Genomic DNA, 14,579 nt, shown 5'->3' with positions numbered 1-14,579 from the left:
GGGCTGTCGATGCAGGCGGTTATTGCAGCGCTGCTCGCCGCTCCGGTCGAGAACCGATCGGCCTGCGGCTGAGAACGGAATTGTTCAGGGCGGACTCATGAACCTGGATCCTCTCCACTCGCCGGCGCGCCGGGCCGGCCTGCTGGCCGCCGCGGCAACCGTGCTCTCGGGCTGCAGCGGCGCCCGGGTGCTCGACAGCCTGGTGCCGCGCAGCGGCTACCGGCTGCAGCCCGGCATCGCCTACGGCCCCGACCCGCGCCAGAAGCTCGACGTGTACCGGCCGCCCGAGGGTGCCCGTACCGGTGGCACGCCGCCGATCGTCGTCTTCTTCTACGGCGGCACCTGGACGATGGGCGAGCGGGCCGACTACCGCTTCGTCGGCGAAGCCCTGGCCGCGCACGGCGCGATCGCGGTGGTGGCCGACTACCGGCTGAGCCCGGCGGTTCGGTATCCGGAGTTCCTGCGCGACAGCGCCCGGGCGGTGCGCTGGGCCTTCGACCATGCGGCCGAGATCGGCGGCGATGCCGCCGACATCGTGGTGATGGGCCACAGCGCCGGCGGCTACAACGCGGCGATGCTGGCGCTCGATGCGCGCTGGCTGCAGGAGGTGGGCCTGGCGCCGCGGCAGCTCAAGGGCTGGATCGGCCTGGCCGGGCCCTACGACTTCCTGCCGATCGACAACCCCGACGCGCAGGTCGCCTTCGACTGGCCCCGCACTCCGGCCGATTCCCAGCCCCTGGCCCATGCCTCGTCCGCCGCGCCCCGCACCCTGCTGGTCGCCGCCGACACCGACAGCGTGGTCAACCCGCGCCGCAACAGCTTCGCGATGGCCGAGAAACTGCAGGCGGCGGGCGTCGACGTGACCTTGCGCCACTACGGCCGCATCAACCACGTCACCCTGGTCGGAAGCCTGGCCGCGCCGCTGCGCTGGCTGGCGCCGGTGCATGCGGACGTGCTGGCGTTCCTGGGCCTGCGACGTACTTGATTTTTCGGACGGCCGCACTTGCCTTCTGGTGCTTGCGGCGTGATCAGGCCTGCTAGATCGGCCCATGACACCACGCGCTCCTTCTCGTCGAGCAACTTGCGCTTGGTCGCGAAGTTCAGGCCCAGGTCCGATTGCTTTATGACCCCCATCCCCTCAGGCCGTCAGCTCTTCGCCAAGCTGATCAACTTGGGACTTACAAGGCCTTCTTTAAGCGTATGTTTTTGTCATAATCGGTAACCGAAAAACACATCTGCACGGAGCGAGGATATGAGCAAGCTGGGGAAAATTGTGACAGTGAGTCTGTCTCTTATTTGTTTTTTATCTGCTTGTGGTGGTGGCGGGTCGGGCAGTCCATCTGACTCTAATGGAGCAGGCGGAAGTGCAACCAGCCCAACAGGCAACGGAGCAGGCACTGGCACTGGCACTGGCACTGGCACTGGCACGGGTACTGGCACGGGCACGGGCACTGGAGCAGGCACTGGCACTGGCACAGGAACAGGAACAGGAACAGGAACAGGAACAGGAACAGGAACAGGAACAGGAACAGGAACAGGAACAGGAACAGGAACAGGAACAGGAAATACGCCTGAAAATTCTTGGTTGACCTTCGCCTCAGCGCGCTTGTCCAGTTCTTTTAAAGAACGCAACTTTAATTCCTTTTCATTGGTAGCCAGCTCTAGTAAGCAAATAGCGGAACGTATCAACGTCGGAATTATTGATTCGCTGGGAGTTCTTGACGCCAGCAGTACGAGTGTTGTTGCGTTGAGCTCAACCAGTTACAAGGTTAATATGGCCTTGTCTCCTTCGATTAAATCTGGTCGATATGTAGGATCATTCAAGGTTCAAATCTGTTTAGATGATCCGTTGGCTTGTAAACAGCCCTATCCTGGCTCGCCTTGGCTTGTGCCTTTTGAAATCGATGTAAAGCCATGGTTGGAAAAGCGCAGCGTACATAAACTTCTGGTCTCCGAAGCCGGATTCGCGCTGACCAGCACCCCAAATCTCTCGCGCCTGACAGGCGCAATAAATGTTACGGATAACTTAGGAGCTACTGGACGATGGCAAGCACAGTCAGATCAGCCATGGCTGAAGGTTACGCCGTCGGGAGATACGGGTGGCACGGTCCAAATCGAGGCGGACCCTATCGGACTTCCGGCCAACACCATTAGCTATGCCCGCATATCGATCGCGTCGCCAGATCCGACCGTCGTTGCACCACAACCGGTAGCTGTTGCTGTTTGGAAGGGCGCGGATCTTACTCGGGAGTTTGCAGTTAAATTGCCAAAGCAATCGGGCTACGGGAGGCCAGTTTTTGATCCAATCAGACCTCATTTTTACCTAAGCCGACAACATAGTGCTGGTGGCGTTATCGATATAGTTAATGTGTATACCGGGGTCTTTGTTGGGACATTGACGGCAGGCGGAGCAAATTTCGAGAGAATGATTGTGTCCCCCGATGGAAACTTTTTGTACGCGGTGGATGCGGCCAAATCTCAACTCCGAGTTTTTGATCTGCGGGTGGGACAGCTTATAGATTCTTGGCCGCTTTCGAGTCCCACAGCCGGATTAACATTGGCAAGTGTAGATTTGCTTTATGCTCGTCCCAATGGTGTGGGGGTAATTGTGGTTACAACCGGAGAAATATTCCGTGCTTCTGATGGTAAGTTGTTGATAGGCGATATGGTTAATGCTCCGACAAGTTTTCTTGCTAGTCGAATGGGTATTGACGGGAGCCTTATTGCTGGCTCTTTGGATGGCACTCGAATTTATGCAACAGGCCGTTTCTCGCCATCGACTCCGCGGTATTGGGAGATGGACTACAGCGAGGTTAATGGAGGTGTATTGTCTTTGACAATGCCTACATTGGCTAATTTGGATTGGAATATTGGGGATCAGCGTCTTCAAGCTACTGGGAACATCGCGGTTTCTCGAGATGGCAAGAGCGTGCTCATCGTTGAGAATGGCATATCAGTATGGAGTCCGATAGATCTCTCAAGAACTGGACATTTGATGCGTGGACAGCATTACATGAGCGTGCAAGTGCTGTCTGATGGAAAGATGGTGGTAGGTAGTTCTGACTCAAGCACCCGAGAGTTTTACGTGCTTTCTTCTAATGGAACGTTGTTGAAAACAATAGGGGCAACTTTGGCTGAGAACGCCACGGTTCCTGCGACTGCCTATAAAATTTACGCGAGCAATGGTTCCTTGGCTGTGTCTTCTGACAGCAATATTGCCGTTCGATGGGCAACTCGCCAGGTAGACCCTTACAACGACGAATCCTTGTTGGCATTCACGCCCATTGCGCCTTGATGGGCTGATCATTCGTTCGCAGCATCACGGTTAAAATCAGGGCTGAGGTGCGGACGCATCCGCACCTATCTTTTTTCTGAACGGACCACCACTATGGCACTAGTTTCGATGCGAGAGTTGCTCGACCACGCCGCCGCGAACGGCTACGGCATTCCTGCCTTCAACGTCAACAACCTCGAGCAGGTGCAGGCCGTGATGGAAGCCGCCAAGGAAACCGGCGCGCCGGTGATCCTGCAGGCCAGCGCCGGTGCCCGCAAGTACGCCGGCGAGGCGTTCATCAAGCACCTGATCCAGGCCGCCGTCGAGCAGTACCCGAACATCCCGCTGGTGATGCACCAGGACCACGGCCAGAGCCCGGCCATCTGCCAGGGCGCGATCGACCTTGGCTTCTCGTCGGTGATGATGGACGGCTCCTTGCGTGAAGACGGCAAGACGCCGGCCGACTTCGACTACAACACCGAGGTGACCCGCAAGGTCGTCGAGATGGCGCACAAGTACGGCGTCACCGTCGAAGGCGAACTCGGCTGCCTGGGCAACCTCGAGACCGGCGACGCCGGCGAGGAAGACGGCATCGGCGCCGACGTGAAGCTCGACCACAGCCAGATGCTGACCGACCCGGAAGAAGCCGCCGCCTTCGTCAAGGCCACCCAGCTGGACGCGCTGGCCATCGCCATCGGCACCAGCCACGGCGCCTACAAGTTCAGCCGCCCGCCCACCGGCGACATCCTGGCCATCTCGCGCGTCAAGGAAATTCACGCCCGGATTCCCAACACCCACCTGGTGATGCACGGCTCCTCCAGCGTGCCGCAGGACCTGCTGGCCATCATCAACCAGTACGGCGGCAAGCTGAAGGAAACCTACGGCGTGCCCGTCTCGGAAATCCAGGAAGCCATCAAGTTCGGCGTGCGCAAGATCAACATCGACACCGACATCCGCCTGGCGATGACCGGCGCGGTGCGCAAGTTCATGTTCGAGAACCCCGACAAGTTCGACGCCCGCGAATGGTTGAAGCCCGCGCGCGAGGCCGCCAAGCAGATCTGCAAGCAGCGCTATATCGAATTCGGCTGCGAAGGCCAGGGCGCCAAGGTCAAGGGCGACAGCTTGCAGGTCGTCGCCGCCAAGTACGCCAAGGGCGAATTGGCGCAGGTCGTCCAGTAATGCCCGCGGGGCCCGCCGCCCGGCGGCCCCTGTGGCGATAATTCACCAGCCCGCCGCGTCTTGGCGGGCTTTTTTCTTGCCGTGACGACCATGACCGCTACCGCCCTCCATACCTCTGCCCTCAACTCCCTGCCGCTGCTGGCCCGCGGCAAGGTGCGCGACAACTACGCCGTCGGCGACGACCGCATCCTGATGGTCGCGAGCGACCGGCTCTCGGCCTTCGACGTGATCATGGGCGAGCCGATTCCCGGCAAGGGCGTGCTGCTGACCCAGATGGCGCTGTTCTGGTTCGACAAGCTGGGCGACATCGTTCCCAACCACCTAACCGGCGACGCGCCCGAGAGCGTGGTGAGCGCCGCCGAGGTGCCGCAGATCCAGGACCGCTCGATGCTGGTCCAGCGGCTGAAGCCCATTCCCGTCGAGGCGGTGGTGCGCGGCTACCTGGCCGGCAGCGGCTGGCAGGAGTACCAGGCGTCGCAATCGGTCTGCGGCGTGCCGCTGCCGCCCGGCCTGAAGAACGCCAGCCCGCTGCCCGAGCCGATCTTCACCCCCGCCGCCAAGGCCGCGATGGGCGAGCACGACGAGAACATCACCTACGAGCAGGTCGTCGAGACGGTCGGGGCCGACCTGGCCGCCCAGATCCGCGACGTGAGCATCGCCATCTACAAGAAGGCCGCCGCCATCGCCCGCGAGAAGGGGATGATCATCGCCGACACCAAATTCGAGTTCGGCCTGGATCCGGCCGGCAATCTGGTGCTGATGGACGAGGTGCTGACGCCCGATTCCTCCCGCTACTGGCCGGTGGAGGGCTACGACGCGGCCTTCGCCGCCGGCACCAATCCGCCGAGCTACGACAAGCAGTTCGTGCGCGACTGGCTGGAGGCGGTGCGCATCCACGGCAAGGCCTGGGACAAGACCGCGCCGGCACCGCGCCTGCCGCAGGACGTGATCGAGAAGACGGCCGCCAAGTACCGCGAAGCGCTGGAGCGGCTCACCGCCTGAGGAAGGTGGCAGACGGCTTGGCTGCCGCCGCCGGCGATTCTTAGGCAGAACCGCTTCCGGCCGGCTGCCGAAGCCGGCCTCTAGCTATCATTTCAGGAGCGCTTGACCTTCGGCGGCGCCGGTGTCGTGCCCCCGCTGCCGCAGCGACGCGGCCAGCGCCACCAGGGCCAGCAGCACCAGCAGGCCGCCGTAGCCCAGCGCGGTGGTCTTCAGGCCCACCCACCCGGAGCCCAGCCCGGCGGCGATGGCGGGGACCGCGAAGGCCAGGTAGCTCAGCACGAAGAAGCTGGCCATCAGCCCCGCCCGCTCGTGCGGCGCCGCCAGCGGCACCAGGCTGCGCACCGCGCCGTTGAAGCCGGCGCCGAAGCCCAGCCCCGCCACCAGCGTTCCGCCGAAGAAGGCCCAGGCCGCATGCGCCTGCACGCCCGCCAGCGTCACCGCCAGGCCGGCCGCCAGCGTGGCCGCGCTGCCCAGCAGCACCCCGCGCGGCGGACGCGACTGGACGAACACGATCGCGACGGCGCCGCTGATGACCAGGGTGGTGATCAGCGCGCCGCCCACCACCGGCGATGCGCTGTCGGTCACCTGCCGGGCCAGCGTCGGCCCCAGCGACAGGTAGAAGCCGCCCAGCGCCCAGCCCGCGGTGTTGAGCGGCAGCACCCGCCACAGCGTGGCGCGGGCGGCGGCCGGCACCTCGACCTGCGGCCGCAGGGAGCGCCAGACGCCGGGGCGCGGCACCACCGTGTCGGGCAGCCACCAGGCCAGCAGCGTCTGCAGCGCCAGCACCGGCAGGAGCAGCTCGAACACCAGGTGCGTCGGCCGGCCCGCGTACTGCACCAGCAGCCCGGTGCCGAGCGCGCCCAGCCCCATGCCCAGCATCGGCGCCACGCTGTTGAACAGGGCGCCGCGCCGGGGATGCAGGTCGAGCAGCATCGCGCTCAGGGCGCTGGTGGCGATGCCGGTGGCCAGGCCCTGCACGATGCGCGCCGCGAACAGCCAGCCGACCGACGGCGCCTGCCAGAACAGCAGCACCGACACGATCTCCAGCACCAGGGCCAGCACGATCACCGTGCGCCGCCCCAGGTGGTCGGAAAGCGACCCGAACAGCAGCAGCGCCGCCAGCAGCGCGAAAGCGTAGCTGGCGAACACGGCGGTCAGCATCGCCGCCGAGAACCCCCAGGCCTCGCGGTACAGCCCGTAGAGCGGCGAGGGCGCGCTCGACGCCGCCAGGAAGCAGACGACGACCGAGACGGTCAGCACGAAGGCGCTGCGCGGCGCCAGGTGCCGGCGGGAGCCGGGCAGGGTGGGAAGAGGAGGCGTCATCGCAAGACCGCGCACGGTGCCGGCGGCGGCATCGCCCGCGCGGTGCCGGCCGCGGGCGGGCCGGTCAGCTGAGCACGACCGAGCTGAGGCGGCGGCGGTAGGTCGCCACGACAGGATCGTCGGGCGGGATCTGGCCGTCGGCGACCTTCGGCTTCGGCGGCTCGATCACGTCGAGCACCGCGATGTAGGTCTTGCGGGCCGCGTCCTCGTTCCACGACTTGTCGCGCATCAGGATCTCGAGCAGCTCGTCCATCGCGGCGGTCCACTGCTGCTGGGCGATGAGCAGGCGGGCGCGGCCGAAGCGGGCGTCGAAATCGCGCTTGTTGGCGGCGATCTTCGCATCGAAATCGGTCGCAGCCGGCGCTGCATGCGGACCACCTGCTGCGAAATCGATAGCATCCATCCAGCGCTGAAGAGAATCGAAGCGCCGCACCAGGCCGGTCCTGGCGATCACCGGCGCGAAGGCCACCTTGGCATCGTCGGTGCGGCCGAGCTGCAGCAGCAGCTTGACGTAGTCGAAGCGGGCGTCGTCGTTGGCCGGGTCTGCGGCCACCGCATGCTGGAGCTTCTCCAGGGCGGTCTCGGTGTCGCCCTCGGCCAGCGCGTCCTGGGCGGCGTCCTCCTCCTGCTCGGCCAGGGCCTCCTCGGCGCTCGGCACGTGCTTGTCGAGGAATTCGCGGATCGTCGCCTCGGGCTGGGCGCCGACGAAGCCGTCGACCGGCTGGCCGCCGACGAACATCACGCAGAACGGGATGCTGCGCACGCCGAACATCTGCGAGAGCTGCTGCGAGATCTGCGGCACCTTGTCGGCGTCGAGCTTGGCCAGGGTGAAGCGGCCGGCGTAGTCGGTTTCCAGCTTCTCCAGCACCGGGCCCAGCTGCTTGCAGGGGCCGCACCATTCGGCCCAGATGTCCAGCAGCACCGGCCGGGTCATCGAGCCGTCGATCAGTTCGGATTGGAAATTCTCAAGGGTGATATCGATCATGGAAGCCAGGTGTACGCCTAAAAGTAAAATTCAAGGTTGCATCAATCGCGGACGGCGCAGACCGCTCCCTCTATGACACCCCTCTCCATTGGCGTGGTCATGGGTTCCAGCTCCGACTGGGACACCATGCAGCACGCGGTTCAGATTCTCCAGCAATTCGGCGTGCCGCATTCCGCGCGCGTCGTCTCGGCGCACCGCATGCCCGACGACATGTTCGCCTATGCCGAGGCGGCCACCGCCCAGGGCCTGGCCGCGATCATCGCCGGCGCGGGCGGCGCGGCCCACCTGCCGGGCATGCTGGCGGCCAAGACCACCGTGCCGGTGCTGGGCGTGCCGGTGGCCAGCCGCCACCTGCAGGGCGTCGATTCGCTGCACAGCATCGTGCAGATGCCCAAGGGCGTTCCGGTGGCCACCTTCGCCATCGGCGCGGCCGGCGCGGCCAACGCGGCCTTGTTCGCGGTGGCGATGCTGGCGGTGGGCGATCCGGCCCTGCGCGCGAAGCTCGACACCTTCCGGGCCGAGCAGACCGCCGCCGCCCGGGCGATGGCGCTGCCGCCGGTGGGCTCCGCCGCATGACCGACGCACCCGCACCGCTCGCCGCGGCCGACGATGTCGCCTGCCCCGTGGTCCTGTCGCTGCCCGGCGTGGTGCCGCCGCCCGACGGCGCCGGTGCGGTGGCAGCGCCCGCCGGCCAGGCCGGCACCACGCTCGGCGCCGAGATCGAGGCGGTGCTGCACGGCCTGGCCGACACCCGGCCCGGCCCGGCGCCCGCCGGCGCCGCGCCGGGCAACGCGGCCGGCAGCCATGCCGAGGTGACGCTGGGCGTGGTGGGCGGCGGCCAGCTGGGCCGGATGTTCGTGCACGCGGCCCAGGCCATGGGCTACTTCACCGCGGTGCTCGACCCCGATCCGGCCAGCCCCGCCGGCCGGGTCAGCCACCACCATGTGCAGACCGGCTATCTCGATGCGGACGGGCTGGCGCAGATGGCGCACCTGTGCGTCGCCGTCACCACCGAATTCGAGAACGTGCCCGCCGCCGCGCTGGCCACCCTGGCCCGCAGCCTGCCGGTGGCGCCTGCCGCCGCGGCGGTCGGCATCGCGCAGGACCGCGCGGCCGAGAAGGCCCACTTCGACCGCTGCGGCGTGCCCTGCGCACCGTACGCGCTGATCGAGACGCCCGAGCAGCTGGCCGCGGTCGGCGCGCACCTGCTGCCCGGCATCCTGAAGACCGCCCGCATGGGCTACGACGGCAAGGGCCAGGCCCGGGTGGTCGACCGCGACGCGCTCACCGCCGCCTGGGCGCAGCTGCAGCACGTGCCCTGCGTGCTGGAGAAGATGCTGCCGCTGGCCGCCGAATGCTCGGTGATCGTGGCGCGGGGCGCCGACGGCACCGTCGTGCACTTTCCGGTGCAGCGCAACCTGCACCGCGACGGCATCCTGGCGGTGACCGAGGTGCACGAAGGCAACATCGACCCGGCCCAGGCGCAGCAAGCCGTAGACGCTGCGAAATCGATAGCAGACGGCCTGGGCTACGTCGGCGTGCTCTGCGTCGAGTTCTTCCTGCTGCAGGACGGCCGGCTGGTCGTCAACGAGATCGCGCCGCGGCCGCACAACAGCGGCCACTACACGATCGACGCCTGCGACAGCTCGCAGTTCGCGCTGCAGGTGCGCGCCATGGCCGGTTTGCCGCTGGCCGCACCCCGCCAGCACAGCCCGGCGGTCATGCTGAACCTGCTGGGCGACCTGTGGCAGCTGCCGCAGGTCGAGGGCCAGGTGCTGCCCGCGCAGCGCACGCCCGCCTGGGACCGGGTGCTGGCGCTGCCCGGCGCCCACCTGCACCTCTACGGCAAGCATGCCGCGGTGCCGGGCCGCAAGATGGGCCACCTGACCTTCACCGCGGCGACCGCCGTGGCCGCACGCGAGGCGGCGCTGGAGGCCTGCGCCATCCTGGGCATCGCGCCTTTCTGAGTGCCGCACACGGCGCCATCCTTTCTTGTGACCAGCACCCCATGATCCTCGACGGCCACGATCCCGCCGCGGTCGCGCAGGCGGCCGACATCCTGGCCGCCGGCGGCCTGCTCGGCATGCCGACCGAAACCGTCTACGGCCTGGCGGCCGACGCCACCCGCGCAGACGCGGTGGCGGCCATCTTCGCCGCCAAGGGCCGGCCGAGCGACCATCCGCTGATCGTGCACGTGGCGCCCGCGGAAGCCGGCCAGGCGATGCCGGCGGGCGTGGACCATTTCGCGGTCGACGTGCCGGCCTTCGCGCAGCGGCTCGTCGCCGCCTGCTGGCCCGGCCCGCTGACGCTGATCCTGCCGCGCCGGCCCGGCGTGGCCACCGCCTCGGCCGGCGGGCACGCCACCATCGGCCTGCGCTGCCCGTCGCATCCGGTGGCGCAGGCGCTGCTGGCGGCGTGCGCCGCGCGCGGGGTGGCGGGCCTGTCGGCGCCCAGCGCCAACCAGTTCGGCCGGGTCAGCCCGACCACCGCCGCCCATGTGGCCGCCGAGTTCGATGCCGGCCTGGCGGTGCTCGACGGCGGGCCCTGCGCCGTGGGCATCGAATCGACCATCGTCGATTGCTCCCGCGGCGTGCCGGTGCTGCTGCGGCCGGGTGCCGTCACCCGCACCCAGGTCGAGGCGGCCTGCGGCATGGCCCTGGTCGAGCCCGATGCGCTCGATGCGCCGTCGCCCCAGGCCTCGGGCACGCTGGAGGCGCACTACGCGCCGCGGGCCAAGGTGCGGTTGATGGATGCCAAGGGCCTGCAGACCGGGCTGGACCTGCTGGGTGCCGAGGCGGCCCACCTGGCGGTGTACGCCCGCGCCGAGGTGACGCCCCGCTCGTCGAAGGTGGTGGTGCGCCGCATGCCCGACGATGCCGATGCCGCCGCCCAGCAGCTCTTCGCCGCGCTGCGCACCTTCGACGCGCAGGGCGTGCGCCTGATCTGGATCGAGGCGCCGCCCGACACGCCTGCCTGGGAGGGCGTGCACGACCGGTTGCGCCGGGCCGCCGCCGCCTGAAACACTTGTACTGGCGGTTCCCCGACCGCCGGTCGCTACACTCCCCCCACATTTCTGGAGAGATTCCCATGACAGCAAATTGGTTGCGCCGCACTGCCGTGCTGGCCGCGTGCGCATCGGCGGCCCTGCTCGCCGCCTGCGGTTCGAGCACCGTGGAGTCGGCGGTCTCGCCCACCCGTTTCGTCGCGTTCGGCGACGGCCTGAGCGACCTGGGCCAGAACGGCTCGCGCTACACCGTCAACGACGGCAGCACCAACATCTGGACCCAGCAGCTCGCCGCCAGCTACGGCAAGACGCTCACGACCGCCTCCGCGGGCGGTACCAGCTACGCCACCGGCAACGCGCGCATCGCGCTCAAGCCCGACGCGGCCGGCAGCAACACCACCCGCACGGTGACCGAGCAGGTGGATGCCTTCCTGGCCTCGAACACGATCAGCCAGACCGACGTGCTTGTCATCAGCGGCGGCACCTCCGACGTGCTGGCCAACTACGCCGCCTTCCAGGCCGGCTCCCTTACCAGCGCCCAGTTCCTGGCCAACATGGCCACCGCCGGCCAGCAACTGGCCGCGCAGACACGCCGCCTGGTGACGGCCGGCGCGCGCTACGTGGTCGCCAGCGGCACCTACGACCTGAGCCGCTCGCCCCTGGCGATCGGCCGCGCCAGCACCGACATCCTGGGCCAGGCCAGCACCGAGTTCAACAAGGCGCTGCTGCTCAACATCGCCGACCTGGGCAGCAACGTGCTCTATGTCGACGGCGCGTTCTACTACAACCTGCTGACCGGCCTGCCGGGCAACTACAGCCTGAACGACGGCACCACCTCGGTCTGCACCTCGGTCGATTCCGGCGCCGGCATCGGCACCGGCACCGGCCAGGTCAGCTCGGCCCGCTGCAACACCGGCACGCTGAAGGCCGGGCTGGACTATTCCAAGTACGTGTTCGCCGACAGCGTGTACTTCACCCCGCAGGCGCAGCGCCTGTTCGGCACCTACGCCTACGACCGGCTTCGCACGAGGTTCTGAGCGCCCCCCGGCTTCTCACGGCGCTGCCGCGCCGTGTAGTTCGCCACCCCCTGAGGGGGGAGGCTCCGCCTGGGCCAGGGGACCCCGGCCCGGCTGGGACTGGGGAAGGCAGAGCGGTTGCGGCTGAACGCTGAGGCGCCGGGTTCCAGCGGTTTTGTGTGCTGCGTCCGTCTGCCGTGTGCCAGGTCCGAGTGACAGGGCGACCCTCCCGGATCAAGGTCCAGCAGCCCACGAGTCTCTGCATCTCTTGCGCCAGACATCGGCTTCGACGAATGAAAACCCCCGCAGGGCTCGCGCCTTGCGGGGGTTTTCGTGTGGGGCGCCGGTGTCCGGCGCGGGCATCAGAAGCGGTAGGCGGCGGCGACCGTCAGCACTACGGGGCGGAACTTGATGTCGACTTCGCGGGCCGCGCCTGCGGTGGTGGCGACGAGGTGGGTCTTGATCTTGGCGGTGGCCACCGATGTGTGGATCGACCAGCGCTCGTTGATGCGGTAGTCGAAGCCTACCTGGGCTGCGAGGCCCCACGAGTCTTCCAGTTCCAGGCGGGTCGGGCCGCCGTTCAGGCCGTTGCCGGCCGCGGTCGAGGTGCGCTTGTCGAAGTTGGTGTAGTTGACACCCACGCCGACGAAGGGGCGCCAGGTCGCGTTCGGCGCGCCGAATGCGTAGTTCACGAACACCGTCGGGGTCAATGTGCGGATCTTGGCGACGGTCTGGCCGTTGAAGCGTTGCACGTTGGCCGGCAGGCTGGGGGACAGGTCGGCGGTGACCGCGTGGGTGGGCGGGTAGCCCATCGCCAGTTCGACCTCGACGTTGTCGTTGAGCGCGCGCGCCACCGAGAAGAAGGCGGTGTACTTGTCCTCCACCTTCAGGCTCACGCCCGACGGCGGGCCGGGCAGCAGCGGGCCGGTGGCCTGCGATGCGCTGGAGCGCGGCGCGATGTGCGTCGCGCCGGCCCGCACCGTCCAGGCGGTCGAGGGCGTGGGCGACGACAGCGATTCGAGGAAGGACGCGCCGGCGCTGTCCTGGGCCAGCGCCGCGCCGGCGGTGGCCAGCAGGGCGCCTGCGGCGGCGAGGGATGCGATCTTGTGCATGGTGGGATTGCTCCTGGGTTCGGGTTGCGGTGCGGAGCGGGTCAGACGCCGGCGGCCAGCACCTGCTGGAAGAAGCCGCGGGCGGCCGCGTTGCAGAACGGCGGCACCAGGGAGCCGTGGTAGGCGGTGGTGACGGCGGTAGCCGCGTTGGCGCCGTTGGCGGCGGCGGTGGCCGCCTTGGCCTGGGCGAAGCCCACCTTGGCCGCGGCGAACGGATCGGCCGCGCTGGTCGGGGCCGTCTCCAGGTCGAGCACCGTCAGCGCGCTGGCCGGCAGGCCGCGGGCGCTGAAGAAGCCGGCCGTGGCGCGGGTGCTTTCGAAGTTCACCGTCGGGTCGTTGGCGCCGCCGCAGAAGAAGGTGGGGCGGTTCGGCACGAAGGTGCGCAGGTCGTTGGCCACGGCCGCCTTGCGGAAGCCGGTGGTCGGCGCGCAGGCCAGCGGCGTGGTGCTGGCGCGCGACGCCGCCGTCGGCGGGAACGCATTGCCCGGGCAGGGGTTGCGCAGCGTGTCGGCCGCGTTGGCGCTCAGGAAGGTCTGCTTGAGCAGGTTGTTGGCGCCGTAGAACGGCGCGAACGCCGCCGTCGCCGGGCCGGGCACCGCGTTGGCGGGGTACAGCGCGGTCTGCGGCAGGCGGCCGGTGGAGAACAGGGTGGAGACGGGCGTGGTGCTCGGCAGCAGCGTCTCGATGCCGGTGGCGTACTGCGCCTCGTAGATGTCGCCCGGCGTGCCGTAGAGGTTGCCGAACTGCTTCTGCCAGCTGGTGGTGATCAGCGGCAGGAAAACGGTGCCGCCCAGGGCCGGCGCGCCCAGCGTGCCGTAGTCGAGCAGCAGGCTGATCGCCGACGGTGCCGACAGCGGTGCCGACGCGGTGACGGTCTGGCCGGCGGCCTGCATCGCGCGCTGGGTGGCCAGGGCCACGTAGCCGCCCTGCGAATAGCCGGTGATCAGCAGCTTGCCGGAATCGGTCGCGCCGCCGAGGGCCGGCAGCGCCTTGCGGGCGGCGGTCAGCGAGTCGATCATGTCCTTCGACTGCTGGTCGGCGTTCAGGTAGGGGTGGTAGGCGAGCTTCGAGATCTCGTAGCCGGCATAGTTGGGTGCCACCACGATGAAGCCCTGGGCCGCGTACAGCGCCGCGATCAGCGAGCCTTCGCTCGCGCCGGGACGGGTGCTGTCGGTGATGTCGGCGATGTTGTAGGCCTTGTCGGTGGTGGTGCCGTGGGCGTACAGCACGATCGGGCGGCCGCCGGCGCAGGCCGGGTCGGTGCCGGTCGGGACCATCAGCGCGCCGGAGGCGTTGGTCGCCTCGTTGACGCCACCGACGGTGCCGTACTGCATGTAGTGGAAGTTGACGCCGCACTTCGGTGCGCCGGCCACCTGCAGCAGCTGCTTGCCGGCGGTGGTCTCGTTGAGCCGGGCATTGAATTCGGCCGCGGTGAGGGCGGTGACCCGCAGTGGGGGATTGAAGGCCAGCGAGCCGCGCGCGCCGCTGTTGTCGACCGTCTCGGAGCCGCCGCTGTCGGAGCCACCGCCGCCACAGGCGGCGAGCAGAACGGCGGCACTGGTGATCGCCAGCACGTGGTGTGTTTTCATCGACATTTCCTCTGAGTGGGCGAAATAAAAGAACGGTCGTTCTTTTTAGGACTGGCAGATCGTAGCCATGCGTTCCCGACACGGCCACGGGGTTA

At 67.8% G+C, this 14,579-nt stretch carries 13 protein-coding genes; 9 read left to right on the top strand and 4 right to left on the bottom strand.

Features of this window, described 5'->3' with window-relative positions:
- The first annotated feature begins 97 nt into the window (after positions 1-97).
- The 5 genes from ASE76_RS06810 to ASE76_RS06795 all read left to right on the top strand — a co-directional run bounded on the left by ASE76_RS06810 (position 98) and on the right by ASE76_RS06795 (position 5,455).
- On the top strand, positions 98-985 hold the full coding sequence (locus ASE76_RS06810; protein WP_055836735.1) for an alpha/beta hydrolase: 888 nt from the start codon (positions 98-100) through the stop codon (positions 983-985).
- Positions 986-1,349: 364 nt separating this feature from the next.
- Positions 1,350-1,589 (top strand): hypothetical protein, encoded by a 240-nt coding sequence (locus ASE76_RS06805; protein WP_055836733.1) that lies wholly within the window; start codon positions 1,350-1,352, stop codon positions 1,587-1,589.
- Positions 1,586-3,295 (top strand): hypothetical protein, encoded by a 1,710-nt coding sequence (locus ASE76_RS20465; RefSeq protein ID WP_156362553.1) that lies wholly within the window; start codon positions 1,586-1,588, stop codon positions 3,293-3,295. The genes ASE76_RS06805 and ASE76_RS20465 overlap by 4 nt, the downstream gene beginning before the upstream one ends.
- 93 nt (positions 3,296-3,388) lie before the next feature.
- Positions 3,389-4,453 carry a class II fructose-bisphosphate aldolase gene (gene fba, locus ASE76_RS06800; RefSeq protein ID WP_055836731.1) on the top strand — a complete coding sequence of 355 codons (1,065 nt, stop codon included), beginning with the start codon at positions 3,389-3,391 and terminating at the stop codon, positions 4,451-4,453.
- Positions 4,454-4,543: 90 nt separating this feature from the next.
- Complete coding sequence (locus ASE76_RS06795) at positions 4,544-5,455, top strand: phosphoribosylaminoimidazolesuccinocarboxamide synthase (protein WP_156362552.1); 912 nt, start codon at positions 4,544-4,546, stop codon at positions 5,453-5,455.
- Between the two features lie 87 nt (positions 5,456-5,542).
- On the opposite strand, the gene ASE76_RS06790 is transcribed toward ASE76_RS06795, so the two are convergent.
- Together ASE76_RS06790 and ASE76_RS06785 are read right to left on the bottom strand one after the other, a co-directional pair.
- Complete coding sequence (locus ASE76_RS06790) at positions 5,543-6,778, bottom strand: MFS transporter (protein WP_055836726.1); 1,236 nt, start codon at positions 6,776-6,778, stop codon at positions 5,543-5,545.
- 64 nt (positions 6,779-6,842) lie between these two features.
- Positions 6,843-7,763: a tetratricopeptide repeat protein gene (locus tag ASE76_RS06785; protein ID WP_055836723.1), complete on the bottom strand. Its 921-nt coding sequence runs from the start codon at positions 7,761-7,763 to the stop codon at positions 6,843-6,845.
- 72 nt (positions 7,764-7,835) lie between these two features.
- Between ASE76_RS06785 and purE the strand changes: the two genes are divergently transcribed.
- From purE to ASE76_RS06765, 4 genes are all read left to right on the top strand, one after another.
- Complete coding sequence (gene purE / locus ASE76_RS06780; RefSeq protein WP_055836719.1) at positions 7,836-8,339, top strand: 5-(carboxyamino)imidazole ribonucleotide mutase; 504 nt, start codon at positions 7,836-7,838, stop codon at positions 8,337-8,339.
- Positions 8,336-9,730: a 5-(carboxyamino)imidazole ribonucleotide synthase gene (locus tag ASE76_RS06775; protein WP_082448109.1), complete on the top strand. Its 1,395-nt coding sequence runs from the start codon at positions 8,336-8,338 to the stop codon at positions 9,728-9,730. Before purE ends, ASE76_RS06775 begins: the two co-directional genes overlap by 4 nt.
- A gap of 41 nt (positions 9,731-9,771) precedes the next feature.
- Entirely contained in the window at positions 9,772-10,782 is a 1,011-nt protein-coding gene (locus ASE76_RS06770) for an L-threonylcarbamoyladenylate synthase (RefSeq protein WP_055836716.1), read from the top strand.
- Between the two features lie 68 nt (positions 10,783-10,850).
- Positions 10,851-11,804, top strand: coding sequence for an SGNH/GDSL hydrolase family protein (locus tag ASE76_RS06765; protein ID WP_055836715.1), 954 nt, complete (start codon positions 10,851-10,853; stop codon positions 11,802-11,804).
- Between the two features lie 341 nt (positions 11,805-12,145).
- On the opposite strand, the gene ASE76_RS06760 is transcribed toward ASE76_RS06765, so the two are convergent.
- Entirely contained in the window at positions 12,146-12,895 is a 750-nt protein-coding gene (locus ASE76_RS06760) for an OmpW family protein (RefSeq protein WP_055836712.1), read from the bottom strand.
- Positions 12,896-12,936: 41 nt separating this feature from the next.
- Positions 12,937-14,484 (bottom strand): S9 family peptidase, encoded by a 1,548-nt coding sequence (locus ASE76_RS06755; protein WP_055836775.1) that lies wholly within the window; start codon positions 14,482-14,484, stop codon positions 12,937-12,939.
- Positions 14,485-14,579 lie beyond the last annotated feature (95 nt).

This window comes from Xylophilus sp. Leaf220, from assembly GCF_001421705.1.
In the GTDB taxonomy this organism is placed as follows: domain Bacteria; phylum Pseudomonadota; class Gammaproteobacteria; order Burkholderiales; family Burkholderiaceae_C; genus Xylophilus.
This window is presented reverse-complemented; position numbering and strand designations above follow the sequence as displayed.

Excerpts from the sequence above, each read along its gene's own strand:
- ASE76_RS06810 (WP_055836735.1), top strand. The coding sequence starts at position 98 with ATGAACCTGGATCCTCTCCACTCGCCGGCGCGCCGGGCCGGCCTGCTG.
- ASE76_RS06805 (WP_055836733.1), top strand. The coding sequence starts at position 1,350 with ATGGAGCAGGCGGAAGTGCAACCAGCCCAACAGGCAACGGAGCAGGCA.
- fba (WP_055836731.1), top strand. The coding sequence starts at position 3,389 with ATGGCACTAGTTTCGATGCGAGAGTTGCTCGACCACGCCGCCGCGAAC.
- ASE76_RS06795 (WP_156362552.1), top strand. The coding sequence starts at position 4,544 with ATGACCGCTACCGCCCTCCATACCTCTGCCCTCAACTCCCTGCCGCTG.
- ASE76_RS06790 (WP_055836726.1), bottom strand. The coding sequence starts at position 6,778 with ATGACGCCTCCTCTTCCCACCCTGCCCGGCTCCCGCCGGCACCTGGCG.
- ASE76_RS06785 (WP_055836723.1), bottom strand. The coding sequence starts at position 7,763 with ATGATCGATATCACCCTTGAGAATTTCCAATCCGAACTGATCGACGGC.
- purE (WP_055836719.1), top strand. The coding sequence starts at position 7,836 with ATGACACCCCTCTCCATTGGCGTGGTCATGGGTTCCAGCTCCGACTGG.
- ASE76_RS06775 (WP_082448109.1), top strand. The coding sequence starts at position 8,336 with ATGACCGACGCACCCGCACCGCTCGCCGCGGCCGACGATGTCGCCTGC.
- ASE76_RS06770 (WP_055836716.1), top strand. The coding sequence starts at position 9,772 with ATGATCCTCGACGGCCACGATCCCGCCGCGGTCGCGCAGGCGGCCGAC.
- ASE76_RS06765 (WP_055836715.1), top strand. The coding sequence starts at position 10,851 with ATGACAGCAAATTGGTTGCGCCGCACTGCCGTGCTGGCCGCGTGCGCA.
- ASE76_RS06760 (WP_055836712.1), bottom strand. The coding sequence starts at position 12,895 with ATGCACAAGATCGCATCCCTCGCCGCCGCAGGCGCCCTGCTGGCCACC.
- ASE76_RS06755 (WP_055836775.1), bottom strand. The coding sequence starts at position 14,484 with ATGAAAACACACCACGTGCTGGCGATCACCAGTGCCGCCGTTCTGCTC.